The sequence below is a fragment of the Stenotrophomonas sp. SAU14A_NAIMI4_5 genome (assembly GCF_003086795.1).
GTDB lineage: Bacteria > Pseudomonadota > Gammaproteobacteria > Xanthomonadales > Xanthomonadaceae > Stenotrophomonas.
Genome location: NZ_CP026003.1, coordinates 2,464,530 through 2,483,891, shown reverse-complemented (window position 1 = coordinate 2,483,891; position 19,362 = coordinate 2,464,530). Strand labels below are relative to the sequence as shown.

Genomic DNA, 19,362 nt, shown 5'->3' with positions numbered 1-19,362 from the left:
GCCCTCAGCCGGCCTGGCCGCGCTCGCTGGTGATGCGGGCGCCTTCGCGCATCACCAGGGTCACCGGGGTCTTTTCCACCACCTCCAGCAGCCGCGACCACTGCGCATCGCTCAGCTCGGCACTGGCATGCAGCACCCGGTGCACGTGCAGGCGACCGTCCTCGTCGCGCTCGGAGCGCAGCTCGGCACCAAATTCGCCCAGTTCCCAGCCCTTGCGCTGGGCATACATGCGCAGGGTGATGGCGGTGCACGACGCCAGCGAGGCCAGGTACAGATCGAAGGGGGCAAAGCCGCGGCCCTGTCCGCCCAGCGTGGCCGGCTCGTCGGCGTCGACGCTGAAGGTGCCGTTGCTGACGTGATGCAGGTAGTTGTCGGCGGTGGAGATGATGCGGGCGTAGGCCATGGTGGGACAGGGGGGAGTGGAGACCGGGAAATGGTACCGCCGCCGGCCCGGCGCGGGCGCGCGTGCGCGGTCGTCACGCGCTCTTGTAGGCCGATTGGCCACCCTTTGCCTGCAACAGTCGGAAGTGCCGCCTGGACAGGAGCGTTGTACGTGTTGGAAGCCGTTGATAATCCGGGCCTGGAAGGCGTGCGTGTACTGGTGGCGGAAGATGAATTCGCCATCGCCATGTTCCTGGTCGACTACCTGGAACTGAAGGGCGTGCAGGTCGTCGGGCCTGCGGGCGACCTCGCCGCGCTGGGCAGGCTGGTGGATGAACAGCCCATCGATGTGGCGCTGCTGGATATCAACCTGGGTGGCCAGCAGGTCTACCCGCTGGCCGATCGCCTGGTCGAAGCCGGCATCCCCTTCCTGCTGACGTCCGGCTATGACGACAACGTGCCCAGCCGTTTCGCCGACGTGCCGCGCTGTGCCAAGCCCTATCACATCCAGGCGCTGGCCCAGCAGCTGGAGACGCTGGTGCAGGCCACGCGTGCGGCCGCAGGTGGCCAGTGAAGGCTGCACATGGGTAGCCGATTGCAGATGAGCTCGCCCGTGGCGACCACGCCGGTGCTGCCGACGTCGCCGCCCCTGCACGCGCTGCGTGGCGGCATGGCCGAGCGCATCGCCGCCCACGACTGGTCGGCGACGCCACTGGGTGCACGCGAGGAGTGGGCACCCCACCTGCGGGCGACCGTCGATCTGATGCTGGCCCACGGCTTCCCGATGATCGTGCTGTGGGGTGAGGAACTGGTCCAGCTGTACAACGATGGCTACGCCGAGATCCTGGCCGACAAGCACCCGGGCGGCCTTGGCCAGGCCACGCGTGTCTGCTGGCCGGAGGTGTGGCACATCAACGGCCCCATCTATGCCCGCGTCTGGCAGGGCGAGACCATCACCTACGAGGACAAGCTCTACCCGCTGGCCCGCCAGGGCGTGCTGGAAGACATCTGGTTCACCATCACCTACAGCCCGATCCGTGACGCCGGCGGGCGCATCGAAGGGGTGCTGGTGACCATGTTCGAAACCACGTCCGCGCACACGGCGCACGCCGCGCGGGCGCACGAGCAGCAGCGCCGGCGGCAGAGTGACGAACGCCTGTCACTCGCCTTCCAGATGCTGCCGGTGGGGCTGTGCATCGTCGACACCGAGGGTCGGGTGCTGCAGTCCAACGAGCAGATGCGCGCCTACCTGCCCACCGGTGAGCTGCCTTCGCGTGACACCGGCAACATGCAGCGCTGGCAGGGGTGGCACGAGGATGGCAGCGCGATTGGGCCCGAGGACTTCGCGGTCGCCCGTGCGCTGCGCGGCGACACGGTGGTGCCCGGGCTGGAATTCCAGTTCACCCACGATGATGGACAGGTGCGCTGGACACGCATCGCAGCGGCGCCGCTGCGTGATGCGCAGGGCGAGGTCACCGGCGTGTTCGCCATCGCCATCGACATCGACACGCTGAAGCGTGCAACCGAGCGCCAGGCCGTGCTGTTGGCCGAGCTGCAGCATCGGGTGCGCAACATCATGGCGATGATCCACGCCATTGCATGGCGCACGCAGGAAACGGTAAGCAGCGTCGAAGAATATGCAGAGCGCCTGTGCGGCCGCCTGATGTCGCTGGCCCGCACGCAGGCGCTGCTGACGCGCGCCGACAATGCCGGCGTGTGCCTGCGCGGCATGCTGGACGAGGAAATATCGGTGCAGGTGCATCGATCGGACCAGTACGGGCTGGAGGGCCCCGACCTGCTGCTGCCGCCGAAAGCGGCCGAGGTGTTGTCGCTGGCCGTGCATGAGCTGGTGACGAACTCGCTGAAGTACGGCGCCATCAGCAGGAATGGCCGCATCAGCGTGTCGTGGTCCGTGCAGGCGGAGGACGGGGGTAGTCCCTGGCTGGCGCTGCATTGGTGCGAGAACCATGTGACGGTTTCGGACTGGTCGCCGCCGCAGCGGCGGGGCCTGGGCTGCTCGCTCATCGAGAAACGCGTGCCCTACGAACTGGCGGGCAGCGGGCAGCTGCAGTTCCGCGCTGACGGCGTAGATGCCCATATCCGCTTCCCGCTGCGTGAGCGCGACAGCCTGCTGCAGACGGACGCGCCGGCCACGGGGTGAGCAGTCGTCGGCATTGGCCGCGCCGGGTGCACGGCCTGTGCGATGATCCGGGGCATTGAAGCCATGGATGAGGATGCAGCACATGAACGAAGGGATGCAGTGGCTGGTGCGCGGTCCGCGCGCGTCTGTCACGGGGGACGCCATGCACGTACGTCGCTTTGCCGGCGCATTGTCTGCATTGATTGTGGCCGCGCTGGCCCTGCCCCTGCAGGCGGCACCCGCGCCGCCCAGCCTGGTGCAGGCGCTGAAGGCGGCCGAGGCTACGCTGCAGCTCATTCCGGGCGATGACATCGAACTTGACTTCCGACCTGCATGGACTGGCGTGGCCGATCTGGATGGCGATGGCCGTTCTGAGATCATCTACTTCTACACGTCCACCTACACCGGGGGAACGTTCGCACAAAGAAACGTCGTTGCCGTGATGACGGCACTGACGCCGGATGATCCACGCGGCAAGGAGAATCCGAAGAGCCTGTCGCCGGTGGATGCAGAGGATTACGCGGCCATCCGTGCATCCGGCTATGCCGATGATGCGGGCATGCAGATACCGGGTGCGGTGCAGTCCATCCGCATCGAGGGCAGCCGCATCATCGTCGACTTCATCGTGACCGCCGGTGCGACGGTCTGCGAGATACCCCGCGGCTTCCGCCACGTCTGCCCGCCAGAGGGGCCGTATCAGTGGGTCCTGCACTGGACGCCGGGAAAACTGACCCGGCAGGAACCGTAGCGTCGAGCTTGCTCGACTGATCCAACTCTTTGTAGAGCCGAGCCCATGCTCGGCTGCTCCCGCTTTTTGTAGAGTGGAGCTTGCTCGACTGGCTTGCAAGAAACAGTCGAGCAGGCTCGACTCTACATCGCTCACCGGAGGGCTGGATCATGTGCCTGCAACCGGCTCGTGCAGCGGACACCGATTGTGCTGCGACCGGTGCGCACGCGAGGCGGCCATGACGACCTTGCGTGCGCGGTTAAGCGCACCCAGCGGCCGATGTGCTTCCAGCGCGTGCCATGGACTGAACGCCAGCCGGTCTTCGACGCCCGGTGATTCCGCATCATCCCAGCTCACCTGGGGCGGAACATGCAGCTCGGCCACGGCAATGAACGGGCTCTGCTCCTGTGGCCATTCCACCGAGGCATCCTCGATGGGCATCGCTTCTTCGTCCCGGCACAGCTGCGCACACAGCTCCCAGACCAGATCGCCGCGCCCGCTCGCAAGCGCCTCCTGGATGGCATCGCGCTGGCTGTCCTCGCTGTTCTCTACCGGTGCACCATCCAGTGCCTGCAAGGTCGCCGACACAGGACGCAGGCAGAACTTGGCCACGTAGGGGCCGAAGCGGAACGGCACCTGGCTGAAGAAGGTTTCCCCCATCGGGTGTGTCTGCGGTTCGCCGCCCATCCCCTTGATCTTGCCGCTGCCGCCGCCTGCGGCTTCCAGCAGCCTTTCACCGCCGCGGAGGGCGGCCGAAATCACTGCCTTGGTTCGCGGCATGCGCTCGGTGGTTGCCGCCAGCAGCTTTGTTGAACGGAGAAAGCCTTTTGGACCCGGGCTGGTGAAGGCCGGGCCGTTCACCATCAGGAAGTCCTGGCTGTGCTGTTCTTCGCTCTCCGCAACGCGGGCGCCGCTCACACCAAGGATCTTGATGGCGATGGCCCGCGGCGTGGACACCGTGTCCGGCAACTGTTCGGCGGGCGGGGAAGAGAAGCGAACGACGGCCTCGTACGTAGCAGGCGCAGCGAAGAGTCCTTGTGCCAGTTCCTGTGGCAGGCCATCAGAAACCTTCAGCCTGCCCTTGAGAAGCGCTTGGCCTTTTGCATGCACGGCACGATGCGCATGGCCTTCGGCTGCGGCCACCGTTCGCGCCATGCCGAGGAACACCTCGCGCAGCGCGTCGATGGTCTCGGCCTCGTCAGCCTCTGGCTGCTCCATGCCGGCGTGGAAGGGAACGGGCGGAAGTAGCGTGCGCATGGCTGTCTCCATCAGGGATGAAGCCAGCATGCGTGATTGCGGTTATCCGACAGTGCAGGGCCGGCATGGGCCCCTTTCACGACCCATGCGCGGGCGCCTACGATGCCTCAGGCAGGCTTGGGCGTCTCGCCGTCACCGGCTTCCGGCAGCGGCGGCAGGGTCGGGTCCACCGTCACCGGCCCGTCGCTCTTCAGCAGGGCGGCGGCCTCCTTGTCGCTGGCCACGGCCGGCGGCGAACCGCGCAGCGGCATGTTCGCCGTCTCCTTCACGAACATCATGGTGATCAGGCCGATCACTGCCGCAATCATCAGGTAGTAGGCGGGCACCAGCGGATCCCCGGTACGCTCGACCAGCCAGGCGGTGACCAGCGGCGTGGTACCGCCGAACAGCGACACCGACACGTTGAACGCGATCGACAGCGCGCTGTAACGCACCGGCGTGTAGAACAGCGCCGGCAGCGTGGACGGCATTGAACTGGTGAAGCACACCAGGGCAAGGCCCAGCAGCATCAGGCCGAGGAAGATCAGCCAGTCGTTGCCGCTGCCGATCAGCAGCAGGCACGGCACGGCAAGCACCAGCAGCGCGATGCAGGCGCCGATGATCATCGGCCGGCGGCCGAGCTTGTCGCTGAAAAGACCGCCGACGATGTTCAGCGGCATCATCACCAGCATCACGATGATGATCAGCAGCAGGCCCTTGCTCTCCGCATAACCCATGGTCACGCTCAGGTAGCTGGGCATGTAGGTCAGCAGCATGTAGTCGGTGACGTTGAACACCAGTACCAGGCCCATGCACACCAGCAGCTGGCGGCCATGCACGCGGAACAGGTCACCCAGGCCCGGGCGGTCATGCTCGCGCTTCTCGGCTTCCTCGGCGAAGGCGCGGAAGGCCGGGGTCTCTTCCAGCTTCATGCGCATGTACAGGCCGAGCAGGCCCAGCGGACCGGCGACCAGGAACGGGATGCGCCAGCCCCAGTCCAGCATGTCCTCGCTGCTCAGCAGCATGTGCAGCGCGGTGACCGTGCCGGCGCCGGCGATGTAGCCGCCCAGCGTGCCGAACTCCAGCCAGCTGCCCATCAGGCCGCGGTTGCGGTCGGTGGAATACTCGGCGATGAAGGTGGCCGCGCCGCCGTACTCGCCACCGGTAGAGAAGCCCTGCACGACGCGCGCGAGCAGCAGCAGGACCGGGGCCCAGATGCCGATGCGTTCGTAGGACGGAATCAGGCCGATGGCAAAGGTGCCCAGCGCCATCAGGATCATGGTGAAGGCCAGCACTTTCTGCCGCCCGTAGCGGTCACCCAGCGGACCGAACACGAGGCCGCCCAGCGGGCGCACCAGGAAGGCCACGGTGAAGGTCGCGAACGCGGCGATCACCTGCGCGGTGGGATTGCTGGAGGGGAAGAAGACCTGGCCGATGGTCACGGCAAGGTAGCCGTAGACGCCGAAGTCGAACCATTCCATCGCATTGCCCAGTGCAGCGGCACCGACGGCGCGCTTGAGCATGGGCTTGTCGACGACGGTGATCTCGTCGACCTTCAGGTGGCGGCGGCGTTTGAACCAGCCGAAATGGGCATGGGCATCGGAGTTGTCCTGCATGGGGACGTCCTTTCTGTTCTTGGAGGGGGAGTGCGGAATAGGCGGTGTGGTGTGTCCCGGAAATCGGAAACGGCGATGCTGGCGCAACTGGCGCAGGGGCATCGAAGCGGGCGGTCCACGCTGGACCAGGACGTACGGGAAAAGATCACGCACGGGAAACTACGCCGTGGATCGGCGAGGGCTGGTGAAGATCAATGCCAGCGGTGATGGCAGATGCCGCCGATCAGAACGGGCTGACCGGACCAAGCGGGGTGCGCATCGAAAAAAAGTGAAGATCAGCGCCTGAGCGGCGTCATCCACCCGGATCCTGCACGCGGCGAAGGAATGAGGGGGTGGGAGCGGGTGTGGCAAGCGGTACGCCGGTCGGCCGTGCTTCCCACGTAACAGGCGTGCCTGCCACGTAGTACGTCGTGTCGATCATCGGTTCATGATAACGGTTACGGCGTGAACATGCAGCGAAGCGGGCTGTAGCGGACGCTGTGTTCCAACCTGCCTGTTCATGTGCGTGCTTTGATGTCGCCTGCTGCGATGACATGCTGTGGACGCAGTGTGGCCGCATCGCTCACAACGCAGCCTTTACGGTGGTGGCGAACCAACGCAACCGGAGCATCGCATGACCCGTCGCATTCCCGAAGGTACCCTTGTCGTCGTCACTGATGGTGGTTCGGCGCGCGTGTTCACCAACGTCGGCACCGATCATCAGCTCACGCTGAAGCAGCAGGGCGAGCTGCGCCTGCAGGACATCAGCGAGCAGGGCGTGTCGGGACAGGGGCCTGCCGGTGCCGTGCCGAAGGATATGTCCATTTCCCAGCTCAACGAAGCGACGTTCGCCAAGCAGGTGGCCGAGCAGTTGAACGAGGATGCGTTGAAGAACCGCTACTCGCACCTGATCCTGGTGGCCGATCCGATCACCCTGGGCCGCATCCGCCCGCTGCTGCACAAGGAAACGCAGGCGCGGCTGCTGGATGACCTGGCCAAGAACTTCACCAACGCACCGCTGGAAGACATCCAGCGCGCACTGGCGGCGTAACGGCATGCCCTTCATGCGCGACCACCAGGCCGCCGAGCCGGCCCGCAGCGATGTCGATGCGCAGGCCGGCTGGCTGCTGATCGAATTCGGTGCGCCGTGGTGCGGCCATTGCCAGGCCGCGCAGCCGGCGCTGCAGCAGTTCGTGGACGCGCATGATCTGCCGCACTGGAAGATCGAGGATGGCAAGGGCAAGCCGCTGGGCCGCTCGTTCCAGGTGAAGCTGTGGCCGACGGTGGTACTGCTGCGCGACGGCCAGGAAGTGGCACGCGTGGTGCGGCCGGTGGACAGCGCCGATCTGTCCACCCTGGTGGCAGCGCTGCCGACGTAGCGTCGAGCTTGCTCGACGGCTGTTGCCTTTGCCTTTCGCTCTGGTAGGCGTCGAGCCTGCTCGACGGAACGGCAAAAGGCGGTCAAGCAAGCTTGACCACTACGGAGCGCAGCCCCGCCGCAGCGCTATAATCCGCCGGTGCTGTCGCTCTGCTTGAATTCCGATGACCTCTCCGCTTTCCGCTGAATCCCCGCGGCTTCACGCCGCACCCGCGATCTGGGATGACCTGCTCGCCCATCGCTTCGAGGCCATCGAGTCCGCCTTGCCCGAGCTCCTCGCACCGCAAGACGCCGAGGGCGGTGCGCGTGCACTGGCCCTGCTTGCGCCGCCGCAGGCGCTTTCGATCAATGCGCTGTGGCAGGCTCTGGGTGTGTGGCAGCGGCAGGTTCCGCAGGCTGATGCGCCACTGATGCTGGCCGCCTTGGTGTGGGACCGCATCGCCGTCGATCTGCGCGGCTCGGGCTGGACGTCAACGGTGGGCGAGGGCGCCTGGTCCAGCGTGCATGCCGCGCAGACCGCGCTGTTCGTCCACGCCATTGCCCTGGCCGATCGCGGGCCATTGCCCTGGCCGCTGCTGCACCAGCTGATGCGCAGCGTGGCGGCGTTCGGTGTGCCGGTGTGGATGAGCGACTGGATGCACGATGGCTTCCATCCCGCCGATGGCGCCGGCCCGTGGCGCGACATGCAGGCCCTGCTCGGCGCGTGGATGGCCGAGGCGCCGCGCCTGCCGGAGCTGCCGGCGCAGATGCCTGCGTCCTGGTCTGCCGCGATTCCGCCGCCGCCGGAACTGGATGAGGAGGGCGACCCGATCGCGAGCGACGAGGCTTCGCCGCAGCCGGCACTGGCCTGGCTGCAGATGGGCCTGCAGGCTGCAGGGCACGCACTGCCGCTGCTGGACACCTACGCGCGGCTGCGTACGCCGCGCTGGGGCGGCAGCCATGAAGAGATTCTGGCGCTGGCCGAGGGTCCCCTGGCCGAAGGCCTGGACGCATCGCAGCGCAACCAGCTGCGCATGATCGTGTGGCTGGATGCCATCGACGTGGACAGCATCGACACCGACGACCGCAGCGCGGTGCAGCAGGCCTTCGCGCGCGGCATGGAACTGCTGGCCCAGCCGCAGTCGGCGCTGGAGCGGACGGGTATCCATCTGCAGCTGGCCGAGCTGGCATCGCGGGTGGACAACGCCGAAATGGCTGCGGCGTACTACGCGCAGGCGGCCGACCCGAGCGTGCCGCGCGGTTTCGATGATCATCAGCTGATGCGCATGCTGCATGCAGCCGCGGCAACTGGCATGGGTGAGTGGCTGGCGCCGGTGGTGGCACGGCAGTGGCGAAACTCGGCCTGGGCGGCGGTAATGCAGGGCGTACTGCGCGACACCGGTTGGTGCGGGGTGACGCCGGATGCGGCGCAGGCCGAGGCGGCCTGGCGCCACGCGGCCGCGCTGATGGCGGTGCCGGCGCCGGGCGCGGACTGCCCGTTCAACGACGTCTACCATGCCTTCGACGAATCGCTGCAGCACACCGCGCTGCTGCACATGGCGCAGGTCGGTGCCGAACTGGGCTTCCCGGAGATGCAGGCCGCGCTCGGCTACCACTACTTCGAGCACGCGCCTGCCTACGATCCGGCGCTGGCCATCCAGTGGTACCGCCGTGCGGCCGAGCGGGATAGTGGCCGCGCGCTCTACAACCTCAGCCTGGTCTACGACCGTGGCTTGGAGGAGGGCGGGATCGCCGGCATCGGCGCGGACGAGCTGGTGCATCTGTCCAATGCCTGCGAGCTGCGCTGCCTGGAGCTGGCGGCGACCGAAGAAGAGTGGGGCGAGCGTCTGCAGCGTCGCGTCCGCAGCTGCGTAGCGGGTGCGGGGTACTACCTGCGCACGCAGGTGCCTGCCGAGGGGCGCCTGCCGCGCCTGCTGGATACGCTGGAGTTCTGGGGTGGACAGGCGTGGACGCAGGCGGCCTGGATGCTGGCGCAGTACTACGCCGCGCGCAGCGAGGTCGAGTTTGACCGCGCGGTGTTCTGGGCCGAGCGCGCCTGCGCGCAGCAGCCGGAAGAGGACGAGGTGCAGGCGTTGCGCACGACCCTGCAGCGCGGCCTGTTTGGCAGCCGCCGCTACCGGCAGGCGATGGAACGCGTGAGCGACGGCCTGCCAGCGCGGTGACGCCCTTGTAGAGTCGAGCATGGCTCGACTGCTCTTGTAGAGTCGAGCCTATGCTTGACTGCTGTTCCAGCCGAGCATGGGCTCGGCTCTACAGAAGGCGTCAGCCGAGCGTCGGCCCGGCGCTACGCCGTCCGCTGCACCTTCACCGCGAACTGCTCCGGCCAGTCGCGGTACAACGCCACCTGGCCCTCGCGGCGCACCGCAGAGACCGCGGCGGCATCGATCTGCCCGATCAACCAGCGGCTTTCCTCGGTGAACACCCGCTCGCTCTCGCACAGCACGCCGTTGGCCGGCATGCCGCGGTCGGCCGGCACATACATCGCCGCGCGGCCGTAGTTCACATCCACCGACGGGCTCCAGCTGGCCATGCCGGCGGTGGCCGAGACCAGCACCGGTAGCTGGTTTTCCAGCGCACGCGCCTGCGAGCCGATGCGCACGCGGTGGTAGCCGGCCTCGGTATCGGTGCAGCTCGGTGCCAGCAGCAGGTCCACGCCGGCCTCGGCCAGCTGCCGGGCCAGCATCGGGAATTCGGTGTCGTAGCAGATCAGGATGCCCAGGATGCCCAGTGGCGTCTCGAACGTGCGCAGGCCCTCGCGGCCACCGGCGATGTTCCATTCCTCGCGCTCGAAGCGGGTCATGATGAGCTTGTCCTGATGGCCCAGCAGGCCCTGCGGGCCGAACAGGAATGCGCGGTTGCGGTACTGGCCATCAGCGTCCAGCACCGGTGCCGAGCCGGGGCAGAACCAGACGCGATGGCGCTGGGCGATCTGTGCGCACAGCGCCAGCCAGCGCGGCAGCAGCGGCTGGATACCGGCCATGGACGCGGCCAGGTTGCCGCGCTCGTCCGGCGGCAGCTGGCCGGTCAGGGTCATCGCCGCGTACTCGGGCAGCAGCACCAGCTGCGCGCCGGCCGCGGCGGCTTCTGCAACGTGGGCGTCCAGGTGGGTGGCGTAGTCGTCCCACTGCTCGATCAGCTCGATCGCGTACTGGCTGGCAGCGAAGCGGATCATGCGGTCAGCGCCTTCAGCCAGAACGACATTGGCTTGGCAGTCTTCTCGCTGTGGCCGACGTCGCGCCAGGTGAACGACGTGCTCAACTCGGGGTGATGGACGTAGCCACGGTTGTGCCAGAACGCATCCAGCGGCTGGTAGTCGGCCGGGCGCAGCGGATGGTCAAGCGGGCGCTGCACCGCGCTGAAGCAGCACAGGTCGAAGCCGGCCTGCCGGGCGTGCGCCTCGCGTGCCTCGAAGAAACGCACGCCCAGGCCCCGGCCGCGGTACTCCGGCAGCAGCACCGATTCGCCGAAGTAGAAGATCCGGTCGGTGTCCCAGGCGCTGCCCAGGAATGGCGCCTGGAACTCAGCGGTCTCCTCGCGCATGGGGATTCCCGTGGACGCGCCGACCACGCGGTCGCCATCCTGGGCCAGCACGATGATGCTGCCGGCGGCCGCCGCGTAGGTGGCCGCGTAGCCGCGCTCGTAGGCCAGGTCGCCTTCATAGAGATACGGGAAGTCACGGAAGACGCGAATGCGCAGGCGCGCGAGGTCGTCCAGGAAGGGGGTTGCTGCCAGCCCCTGTAGCGTGGTGATGCGCACGTTCGTTGTCGCCCATGGATACTGGGGGTGAGTATAGGCTATGCTCCCCGGCCCGCCCATCCCCAGGATCCTCCCATGAGTGCCACCGACGTCATCCGCGCCTACTACGACGCCTTCAACAGCGGCGATATCGAGGCGTTCGTCGCCCAGGTCACCGACGACGTGGTGCATGACATCAACCAGGGCGGCCGCGAAGTGGGCAAGGACGCGTTCCGTGCGTTCTGCCAGAAGATGGCGCGTTCCTACCGCGAGCAGCTGACCGACATCGTGGTGTTCGGCAGTGCCGATGGCAGCCGTGGTGCCGCCGAGTTCACCGTCAACGGCCAGTACCTGGCCACCGACGAAGGTCTGCCTGAAGCGCACGGCCAGCCGTACGTGCTGCCGGCGGGTGCGTTCTTCGAGATCCGTGACGGCAAGGTCGCGCGCATCACCAACTACTACAACCTGCCGCACTGGATCGCCGCGGTGGGTGGCTGAAGAGAGGGAATCGAGGGAGCCGGGCAGGGCCCGACTCCCTCGTTGCACGCTTACCAGCTGTAGCTCACGCCCACCTGCGCGGCATTCTGGTGGTAGCCACTGGCGCGCTGCAGCGACAGCCCGCCCCAGATACCCACACCGCTGCCGAACTTCACCGACGCACCGGCACTGAACTCGCCACGGCTGCGCGGGATGCGGGCATCCACCACCTCGTCGTCCATGCTGATCTGCGACTCGGCGCGGGTATGCAGCCAGTTGGCGGCCAGATAGGGCTGCACTTCGGCAACACCATTGCCCCAGCGGGTCACGCCGGACAGGCGCAGGCCGGCGCGCCCGAACAGGCCATCGGCGTTCTCGGTACCGACCACGGTGCCGTTGGTTTCGGTGTGGCGATCATCATCCCAGCGGCTGTAGCCGACCTGCAGCTGCGGTTCCAAGTAGATGCCGCCGTTGCTGGCGCCTCCCAGGCGGAAGGCATAACCGGTTTCCACCGCGCCCTGCCAAGCCCGGCTGTCGTAGCGCTCGCCGGCCAGGCCGATGCCTTCCACACGGTTGCGGAACTGCGCACGCTGCACCGAGCCATCCACGTAGAAGCCCGCATACGGGTCGGCGCCATTGCCGCCGCGCCACGTGCCATACAGGCCCAGCGCCTCGCCCTTCACCTTGCCGCGGGCGTAGTAGCCGGTCAGCTCGTTGGTGGAGGTGCTGCTGGCATTGCCGGTGGACAGCATCACGCCCACGCTGCTGCCGGAATCGAGGCGCCACAGGTCGGCACCCACCGTGAGTGCCTGGCTGTTGCCACGGATGTCCAGCTGCTGGCTGACCGCATCGAAGCCGTTGCGCGAACCATCCACGCGGGCCCACGCGCGACCCGCATTCTGACCAGCATGGCGATCGTGGTAGCCAAGGCGGAACATGGTCTGCGCCGCCTGCAGGTTGGCCAGGTAGGCGCCGGGCTCGGGGCGCAGTACCGGGTCGGGATCCGGACCCGGACCCGGACCCGGAAGTTCCGGGTTGCACTCGGGCAGGCTCGGATCGACCTCGCACGGGTCCGGTGCGGTCGGCAGCACCGAACGCAGGTACCAGTTGCCATCGGTGCCGGTGCCCTTGTGCAGGAAGTACTCGTACTGGCCGCCGACCGCGCGGCCAGCCAGGTTGAACTGGCCGTTGGACGCGCCAGCCACGCTGATCAGCTCGATACCGTTGACCGTCTGCGCGCCTGCGCCGCCGACGTTGTTGACCCGCACGTTGGCGGTGCCGCTGGTATCACCACCGATGACCAGCTTGTCGCTGGCAGCATCGTCGCCGGCCAGCACGGTGTTGAACAGGAAGGTGCCGTCGTTGCCGGTGAAGTTGCCGGACACGTTGAGGGTGTGGAAGGCGGAGCCGTCGCCCAGTGCGATTTCACTGCCACTGCCCAGAGACAGGCTGCCGGTGCTGCTGTCGCCGCTCAGCTGCCAGCGGGCGTTGTCCAATGCCATCGAAGTGATGTTCTGGGTGGTGCCGAGCAGGCTGGCGTTGTTGGTCAACGCAATGTCCACTGTGCTGCCGCCGGTGTTGATGATGTTACCGGTGAGGTTGGAGTCGTCGACGGTGAAGCCGACTTTGGCTGCCGTGGAGGTTACTTCAAGCAGGTTGCCGTTGCTGCCGACGACTTCGGCGCCATTCTGTGCCGTGAACAGAATTTCAGAGTCGTTGCGGCCAGCGCGTGCTGGGCCGACAAAAAGCGCCGATCCAGCCATGCCTTCCACCCGCGAAGCGTCAATTACAACCTTTGCTGGGTCGTTGAGATTTACCGCTGTTTCGAACGCAAATATCCCATTCTGCTCACCAGTGATGGTGCTGCCGTTGGCGATCAGCACTTCTGAGTTTCCAAGTACCAGCATTCCGTTGCCGCCAAGTGCGCCCGGCGTGCCGTCCAGGCGGCCCAAGACTTTGGTGTTGTCGAGATTCAGCGTTGCGCGTTGTCCTGGTTCGCGGATCGACAGACTGATTCCAAGACCAAGCCCAGTGATTGTACTGTTGCTGATGTTGGCCGCGGGCGCCGATAGGCCAGTCGATATCGCCGTTGCAAGGTTCACGCCTCGGCCGTAAGCGTTCTCCACAACGGTATCCGCCATTTCCAACGTGCTGTTCAGTACTCGTACGCCGCCGGAATCTGCTGACGAGCCGGATATCTGGGCGCCGGACAGTCGGACATTCGATTCGCGCGTCGCATCAATATTCAACGAACTGCCACCCGGATTGATGACAAGCGTCGCTCCGTTAAGATTCCAGTCTTCAGGTGTGTCACCGGGCTGCACCGTGGCACTTTGCCCCGGGGTAAGCGAGCGCGCATATGCCGGTGCGAAAGCCAAGGCAAGAGAGCTGGCCACAGCCAGTGCGAGGTAACGACGAACGGCGATCTTCATGAGAAAGCTCCTTTTGGAATCCAACTTCAGGAAAGGGCCGCGTTTACTTCGCTGCGCTGTTGCACCGCCTCTGCGAGGCGACAGACCGTAAGGACGGCGCCCTTCCAATGGGGTTACAGGGTGTCATGCGCATCTAACGCGCATGACACCCCGAAAGCACGGTTTGCCGGCTCGATTACCAGCTGTAGCTCACGCCCACCTGCGCGGCGTTCTGGTGATAACCACTGGCGCGCTGCAGCGACAGCCCGCCCCAGATGCCCACACCGCTGCCGAACTTCACCGAGGCACCGGCACTGAACTCGCCACGGCTGCGGGGGATGCGGGCATCCACCACCTCGTCGTCCATGCTGATCTGCGACTCGGCGCGGGTATGCAGCCAGTTGGCGGCCAGGTAGGGCTGCACTTCAGCCGCACCATTGCCCCAGCGGGTCACGCCGGACAGGCGCAGGCCAGCGCGCCCGAAGAGGCCATCGGCATTCTCGGTACCAACCACGGTGCCGTTGGTTTCGGTGTGGCGATCATCATCCCAGCGGCTGTAGCCGACCTGCAGCTGCGGTTCCAGGTAGATGCCGCCGTTGCTGGCGCCTCCCAGGCGGAAGGCATAACCGGTTTCCACCGCGCCTTGCCAGGCCCGGCTGTCGTAGCGCTCGCCGGCCAGGCCGACGCCTTCCACACGGTTGCGGAACTGCGCACGCTGCACCGAGCCATCCACGTAGAAGCCCGCATACGGGTCGGCGCCATTGCCACCGCGCCATGTGCCATACAGGCCCAACGCCTCGCCCTTCACCTTGCCGCGCGCGTAGTAACCGGTCAGCTCATTGGTGGAGGTACTGCTGGCATTGCCGGTGGACAGCATCACGCCCACGCTGCTGCCGGAGTCGAGGCGCCACAGGTCGGCACCCACCGTGAGTGCCTGGCTGTTGCCACGGATGTCCAGCTGCTGGCTGACCGCATCGAAGCCGTTGCGCGAACCATCCACGCGGGCCCACGCGCGGCCGGCATTCTGGCCAGCATGGCGATCGTGGTAGCCCAGGCGGAACATCGTCTGCGCGGCCTGCAGGTTGGCCAAGTAGGCGCCCGGCTCAGGGCGTAGCACCGGGTCGGGATCCGGACCCGGCAGTGACGGGTTGCACTGCGGCAGGCTCGGATCGACCTCGCACGGGTCCGGCGCGGTGGGCAGCACCGAACGCAGGTACCAGTTGCCATCGGCGCCGGTGCCCTTATGCAGGAAGTACTCATACTGGCCGCCGACCGCGCGGCCGGCCAGGTTGAACTGGCCGTTGGAGGCGCCGCCCACGGTGATCAGTTCGATACCGTTGACCGTCTGCGCGCCTGCGCCGCCGACGTTGTTGACGCGCACGTTGGCTGTACCGCTGGTGTCACCGCCGATGACCAGCTTGTCGCTGGCGGCATCGTCGCCGGCCAGCACGGTGTTGAACAGGAAGGTGCCGTCGTTGCCGGTGAAGTTGCCGGACACGTTGAGGGTGTGGAAAGCAGAGCCGTCGCCCAGCGCGACTTCACTGCCACTGCCCAGTGACAGGCTGCCGGTGCTGCTGTTTCCGGTCAGCTGCCAGCGGGCGTTGTCCAGTGCCATCGAGGTGATGTTCCGGGTGGTGCCGAGGAGAGTGGCGTTGTTGTTCATTGCAACGTCCACTGTGCTACCTCCAACACTCACGATATTGCCAGTGAGGTTGGAGTTGTCGACTGAGAGGCCGACGACTGCCGCAGAAGCATCAACAAGCAGCAGGTTTCCATCACCGCCAACCAGCTGCGCATTGTTCTGTACCACGAACTGGGAAACGACCGCTTCTCTGCCGCCACGTGGGTTGGACACATGAAGCGCAGATCCGGTGCGGCCCTCGACGCGTGAGGCGTCGATGATGATATGTGTCTCGTCGTCCGCGATGGCGTTCTCAGCGTGGTAGATTCCGTGGTTGTCGCCCACGATCTGGCTGCCGTTCCTAATGGTGACGTCGGCAGCGCCAAGAACAAGCAGGCCATGGCCGCTGAATTGCTGTGAGGCATCCTGGGCTGTAGCATCGACCAGTGTCTGGTCAAGTAGTAGTGTGGATCGCTGGCCCGCGTCGCGAGTACTGACGCTGATGCCGATGCCAACGCCAAAGAGCTGACTGTTCGTGATCGTTGCGTTTGATCCTGCCAGGCCGGTGCCGACACCACCTACCAGCGTAAGGGCGCGGCCTGTGGTGTTGCTGATGGAAGAATTCGCCATTGTGAGCGAGCTGTTACTGAACCAGATGGGCGATTCGTGGCCTGCATTGTCTGCTGCCCCAGTCATTGTTAGACCATCGATCTGAACGGTCGAGCCGCTGCTTGCAGCGATTCCCAGCACGTCACCGCCAGGAACAACCCTGAGGCTCGCGTTATCCAGCGTCCATCCTTCTGGTGTATCCGCGGTGCCAACTGAGGCGCTGTTTCCTGGGCCGAGGTGCCGGGCTTGCAGCGGGGATGCAATGCAAAGAGCGGCTGTGACAGCCAGTGCAAGCGAACGACGGACAGCGTCTTTCATGACGAAACTCCTGTTGTGAGAGTACTTCCGGAATACACCCGTACAGACTGCGTCAATCTGTATCAGGCGCTAAGAGGGCGTGACGCGGGTGTGACCCGACAGTGGTTCCTGACAAAGGTGATGCGGCAATCCCGCTCCCTGCCTTGGCACGCAATCGTCTTAATTTCGGGCCCGTCCACTCTGCGGCGCTTAGGTGGCGGCACAGTGTCATCACCGGTGACGCCGGCAGAAATACAAAAAGTTGCAGATGAAAAACGGACTGATTCTGTCGCGTATGGAACGGTTCAGCTGCACCGCAACATGCAGAGTCAAGGGCGTGATGCTAGGCTCCTGAGCACCACCTGAATCGATCCAAATGCCGATGCCCCTGTCGCAACGTCGTTTCCTGCTCGCTGTCGCTGCCTCGGCGATGTTCGCTTCCGGTCTGGCCGGTGCTGCCCCTGCGCGGTCCGCCGCCGACAAGGCCTATGCCTCGGTCGACCCCTTCATCGGCACCGGTGGGGAAGGGCATACCTACCCGGGTGCCACGGTGCCGTTCGGCATGGTCCAGCTCAGCCCGGACACGCGCATCCAGCCACGCGAAAAGGCCTATGGCTGGGCCGCCGGCTACCGCTACGACGACAGCAGCATCGTCGGCTTCTCGCACACGCATTTCTCCGGCACCGGTCATTCGGACCTGGGCGATATCCTGGTGATGCCGTTCACCGGCGAGCCCGGCCTGGAACGCGGCGATCCGGAAAAACCGCGCAGCGGCTATGCCTCGCAGTTCCGCCATGACGACGAGAAGGCCGAGCCCGGCTACTACGCCGTCACCCTCGACGATTACAAGGTGCGCGCCGAGCTGACCACCAGCGCCCGCGTCGGCGTGCATCGCTACACCTTCCCCAAGGGCACCGACGCGAAGATGCTGCTGGACATGCGCACCAGCATGTACGACTACCCGGGCAAGATCCTGTGGTCGCGGGTGCGCGTACGCGACGACGGCACCGTCACCGGCTTCCGCGAAACGCGCGGCTGGGCGGCGGGGCGCCAGCTGTATTTCGCGATGCGCTTCTCTCGGCCGCTGACCAGCCACGAGCTGCACAGCACCGAGAAGGACATCGTCTACAAGGGCTTCGCGCCCCCGGGTGAGAAGGACCCGAAGCAGCGGGCACAGATTGAGGGCCGGCAGCTGGTCGGCACCTTCGAATTCGGCAAGCTCGATGCGCCGCTGATCGTCAAGGTCGCGATCTCGCCGGTCAGCGAGGCTGGTGCCATCGCCAATCTCGACGCGGAAGTGGCCGACTTCGACTTCGACCGTGTGCGTGCGCAGGCGAAGCAGGAGTGGACGAAGGCGCTGTCGGTGCTGGATATCGATGCGCCGGAACATGCACGCCGCAGTGCCTACACCGCGCTGTACCACACCATGCTGGGGCCGACGCTGTTCATGGATGCCGACGGCCAGTATCGCGGCGCCGACAATGCCGTGCACAAGGCCGAGGGCTATACCAACTACTCGACCTTCTCGCTGTGGGATACCTACCGCGCCCTGCATCCCTTGCTGACCCTGGTGCAGCCGGAGAAGCGCAACAGCCACTTCATCAATTCGATGCTGGCCCACCACGACCACAGCCCCTACGGCATGCTGCCGGTGTGGTCGTTCCACGGCCTGGAAGACTGGTGCATGATCGGCTACCACGCGGTGCCGGTGATCGCCGATGCCTACGTCAAGGGCATCCGTGGCTTCGACGCCGACAAGGCGCTGAAGGCCATGGTCGAGACGGCCAACTACGGCCCCTACGACGGCATCGCGCAGTACCGCGAGCTGGGCTATGTGCCGATCGACGAGGAAGGCGAGGCCGCCAGCAAGACGCTGGAATATGCCTTCGACGACTGGACCATCGCGCGCATGGCGCAGGCGATGGGCAAGACCGACGTGGCCACCACCTTCGACAAGCGTGCCGGCAACTGGCGCCATGCGTTCGACAAGGACACCGGCTTCATGCGCGCGCGCAAGCGTGATGGCAGCTTCCGCACGCCGTTCGACCCGAGTGCCAGCGGCTACGGCACCGACTACACCGAAGGCAACGCCTGGCAGTATTCCTGGTACGTGCCGCAGGACGTGGCCGGGCTGGCCGCAGCGCACGGTGGCAGCGACAAGCTGCTGGCGCGGCTTGACGAGGTGTTCAACGCCAAGGTCGATCCGTCCATCTTCGAGCACATGGAAGACATCACCGGCCTGATCGGCTGGTACGCGCACGGCAACGAACCCAGCCACCACGTGGCCTACCTGTACTCGTACGCAGGCCAGCCGTGGCGCAGCCAGGCCCGTCTGAAGCAGATCATGGACACGCAGTACGCCGACCGCCCGGATGGCCTGGCTGGCAACGATGACGTCGGCCAGATGTCGGCGTGGTACGTGTTCACCGCGCTGGGCTTCTATCCGGTGGCGCCGGGTTCGGGCGAGTACATCCTCGGCCGTCCGTTCCTGCCGAAGACCGCGATGCGCCTGCCGAACGGCAAGACGTTCACGATCGTGGCCAACGGCCTGGACGACAAGCACACCTACGTGGGCAGCGTGAGCCTCAACGGCAAACCGCTGCAGCGCACTTTCCTGCGCCATGACGAGATCCTGGCCGGTGGCGAACTGACCTTCACCATGCAGGCCGAACCGAACAAGGAATGGCCGGGGCAGGGGGCGCAGGCGCCGTACTCCATGAGCCGTTGATGCGGCACGCATGACGCTGCTTTGGTA

16 protein-coding genes are annotated in these 19,362 nt (G+C 66.1%); 9 read left to right on the top strand and 7 right to left on the bottom strand.

Annotation, left to right across the window (positions count from 1 at the left end; all coding sequences use genetic code 11):
• Positions 1-4: 4 nt before the first annotated feature.
• Positions 5-403 carry an OsmC family protein gene (locus C1925_RS11620; protein ID WP_108769016.1) on the bottom strand — a complete coding sequence of 133 codons (399 nt, stop codon included), beginning with the start codon at positions 401-403 and terminating at the stop codon, positions 5-7.
• Positions 404-553: 150 nt separating this feature from the next.
• Here C1925_RS11620 and C1925_RS11615 point away from each other — a divergent pair, with 150 nt between their 5' ends.
• The 3 genes from C1925_RS11615 to C1925_RS11605 all read left to right on the top strand — a co-directional run bounded on the left by C1925_RS11615 (position 554) and on the right by C1925_RS11605 (position 3,269).
• A complete protein-coding gene (locus C1925_RS11615; RefSeq protein ID WP_108770692.1) occupies positions 554-955 on the top strand; it encodes a response regulator in 402 nt (133 codons plus the stop codon).
• Positions 956-982: 27 nt separating this feature from the next.
• Entirely contained in the window at positions 983-2,542 is a 1,560-nt protein-coding gene (locus tag C1925_RS11610) for an HWE histidine kinase domain-containing protein (RefSeq protein WP_254051309.1), read from the top strand.
• A 94-nt stretch (positions 2,543-2,636) separates the two neighbouring features.
• Positions 2,637-3,269 carry a hypothetical protein gene (locus C1925_RS11605; RefSeq protein WP_254051308.1) on the top strand — a complete coding sequence of 211 codons (633 nt, stop codon included), beginning with the start codon at positions 2,637-2,639 and terminating at the stop codon, positions 3,267-3,269.
• A 147-nt stretch (positions 3,270-3,416) separates the two neighbouring features.
• Here C1925_RS11605 and C1925_RS11600 read toward each other — a convergent pair whose 3' ends face one another.
• On the bottom strand, positions 3,417-4,505 hold the full coding sequence (locus tag C1925_RS11600; RefSeq protein WP_108769014.1) for a catalase family protein: 1,089 nt from the start codon (positions 4,503-4,505) through the stop codon (positions 3,417-3,419).
• A gap of 107 nt (positions 4,506-4,612) precedes the next feature.
• Entirely contained in the window at positions 4,613-6,100 is a 1,488-nt protein-coding gene (gene proP, locus C1925_RS11595; RefSeq protein WP_108769013.1) for a glycine betaine/L-proline transporter ProP, read from the bottom strand.
• A 613-nt stretch (positions 6,101-6,713) separates the two neighbouring features.
• On the opposite strand from proP, the gene C1925_RS11590 reads away from it, so the two are divergent.
• The 3 genes from C1925_RS11590 to C1925_RS11580 all read left to right on the top strand — a co-directional run bounded on the left by C1925_RS11590 (position 6,714) and on the right by C1925_RS11580 (position 9,619).
• Complete coding sequence (locus tag C1925_RS11590; protein WP_108769012.1) at positions 6,714-7,130, top strand: host attachment family protein; 417 nt, start codon at positions 6,714-6,716, stop codon at positions 7,128-7,130.
• A 4-nt stretch (positions 7,131-7,134) separates the two neighbouring features.
• Complete coding sequence (locus tag C1925_RS11585) at positions 7,135-7,458, top strand: thioredoxin family protein (protein WP_108769011.1); 324 nt, start codon at positions 7,135-7,137, stop codon at positions 7,456-7,458.
• Positions 7,459-7,621: 163 nt separating this feature from the next.
• Positions 7,622-9,619 carry a DUF4034 domain-containing protein gene (locus C1925_RS11580; protein ID WP_108769010.1) on the top strand — a complete coding sequence of 666 codons (1,998 nt, stop codon included), beginning with the start codon at positions 7,622-7,624 and terminating at the stop codon, positions 9,617-9,619.
• Positions 9,620-9,741: 122 nt separating this feature from the next.
• Here the strand turns inward: C1925_RS11580 and C1925_RS11575 are convergent, their stop codons facing one another.
• Positions 9,742-10,629 (bottom strand): carbon-nitrogen hydrolase family protein, encoded by an 888-nt coding sequence (locus tag C1925_RS11575; protein WP_108769009.1) that lies wholly within the window; start codon positions 10,627-10,629, stop codon positions 9,742-9,744.
• Positions 10,626-11,213, bottom strand: a complete 588-nt coding sequence (locus tag C1925_RS11570; RefSeq protein ID WP_216821970.1) for a GNAT family N-acetyltransferase — start codon at positions 11,211-11,213, stop codon at positions 10,626-10,628. The genes C1925_RS11575 and C1925_RS11570 overlap by 4 nt, the downstream gene beginning before the upstream one ends.
• Before the next feature lie 75 nt (positions 11,214-11,288).
• Here C1925_RS11570 and C1925_RS11565 point away from each other — a divergent pair, with 75 nt between their 5' ends.
• Positions 11,289-11,690 carry a ketosteroid isomerase-related protein gene (locus tag C1925_RS11565; protein WP_108769007.1) on the top strand — a complete coding sequence of 134 codons (402 nt, stop codon included), beginning with the start codon at positions 11,289-11,291 and terminating at the stop codon, positions 11,688-11,690.
• A 50-nt stretch (positions 11,691-11,740) separates the two neighbouring features.
• On the opposite strand, the gene C1925_RS11560 is transcribed toward C1925_RS11565, so the two are convergent.
• Positions 11,741-14,101 (bottom strand): autotransporter outer membrane beta-barrel domain-containing protein, encoded by a 2,361-nt coding sequence (locus tag C1925_RS11560; RefSeq protein WP_108769006.1) that lies wholly within the window; start codon positions 14,099-14,101, stop codon positions 11,741-11,743.
• 175 nt (positions 14,102-14,276) lie between these two features.
• Positions 14,277-15,743: an autotransporter outer membrane beta-barrel domain-containing protein gene (locus tag C1925_RS21325; protein WP_254051307.1), complete on the bottom strand. Its 1,467-nt coding sequence runs from the start codon at positions 15,741-15,743 to the stop codon at positions 14,277-14,279.
• A 243-nt stretch (positions 15,744-15,986) separates the two neighbouring features.
• Here C1925_RS21325 and C1925_RS21455 point away from each other — a divergent pair, with 243 nt between their 5' ends.
• Positions 15,987-16,121 carry a hypothetical protein gene (locus C1925_RS21455; RefSeq protein WP_301553954.1) on the top strand — a complete coding sequence of 45 codons (135 nt, stop codon included), beginning with the start codon at positions 15,987-15,989 and terminating at the stop codon, positions 16,119-16,121.
• 862 nt (positions 16,122-16,983) lie between these two features.
• A complete protein-coding gene (locus C1925_RS11550) occupies positions 16,984-19,335 on the top strand; it encodes a GH92 family glycosyl hydrolase (RefSeq protein ID WP_108769004.1) in 2,352 nt (783 codons plus the stop codon).
• Positions 19,336-19,362: the final 27 nt, after the last annotated feature.

Coding starts and splice junctions, on each gene's coding strand:
- proP (WP_108769013.1), bottom strand. CDS start 6,100: ATGCAGGACAACTCCGATGCCCATGCCCATTTCGGCTGGTTCAAACGC.
- C1925_RS11550 (WP_108769004.1), top strand. CDS start 16,984: ATGCCGATGCCCCTGTCGCAACGTCGTTTCCTGCTCGCTGTCGCTGCC.
- C1925_RS11605 (WP_254051308.1), top strand. CDS start 2,637: ATGCAGTGGCTGGTGCGCGGTCCGCGCGCGTCTGTCACGGGGGACGCC.
- C1925_RS11585 (WP_108769011.1), top strand. CDS start 7,135: ATGCCCTTCATGCGCGACCACCAGGCCGCCGAGCCGGCCCGCAGCGAT.
- C1925_RS11560 (WP_108769006.1), bottom strand. CDS start 14,101: ATGAAGATCGCCGTTCGTCGTTACCTCGCACTGGCTGTGGCCAGCTCT.
- C1925_RS11580 (WP_108769010.1), top strand. CDS start 7,622: ATGACCTCTCCGCTTTCCGCTGAATCCCCGCGGCTTCACGCCGCACCC.
- C1925_RS21325 (WP_254051307.1), bottom strand. CDS start 15,743: ATGAACAACAACGCCACTCTCCTCGGCACCACCCGGAACATCACCTCG.
- C1925_RS11565 (WP_108769007.1), top strand. CDS start 11,289: ATGAGTGCCACCGACGTCATCCGCGCCTACTACGACGCCTTCAACAGC.
- C1925_RS11600 (WP_108769014.1), bottom strand. CDS start 4,505: ATGCGCACGCTACTTCCGCCCGTTCCCTTCCACGCCGGCATGGAGCAG.
- C1925_RS11575 (WP_108769009.1), bottom strand. CDS start 10,629: ATGATCCGCTTCGCTGCCAGCCAGTACGCGATCGAGCTGATCGAGCAG.
- C1925_RS11590 (WP_108769012.1), top strand. CDS start 6,714: ATGACCCGTCGCATTCCCGAAGGTACCCTTGTCGTCGTCACTGATGGT.
- C1925_RS11610 (WP_254051309.1), top strand. CDS start 983: ATGAGCTCGCCCGTGGCGACCACGCCGGTGCTGCCGACGTCGCCGCCC.
- C1925_RS11620 (WP_108769016.1), bottom strand. CDS start 403: ATGGCCTACGCCCGCATCATCTCCACCGCCGACAACTACCTGCATCAC.
- C1925_RS21455 (WP_301553954.1), top strand. CDS start 15,987: ATGTGTCTCGTCGTCCGCGATGGCGTTCTCAGCGTGGTAGATTCCGTG.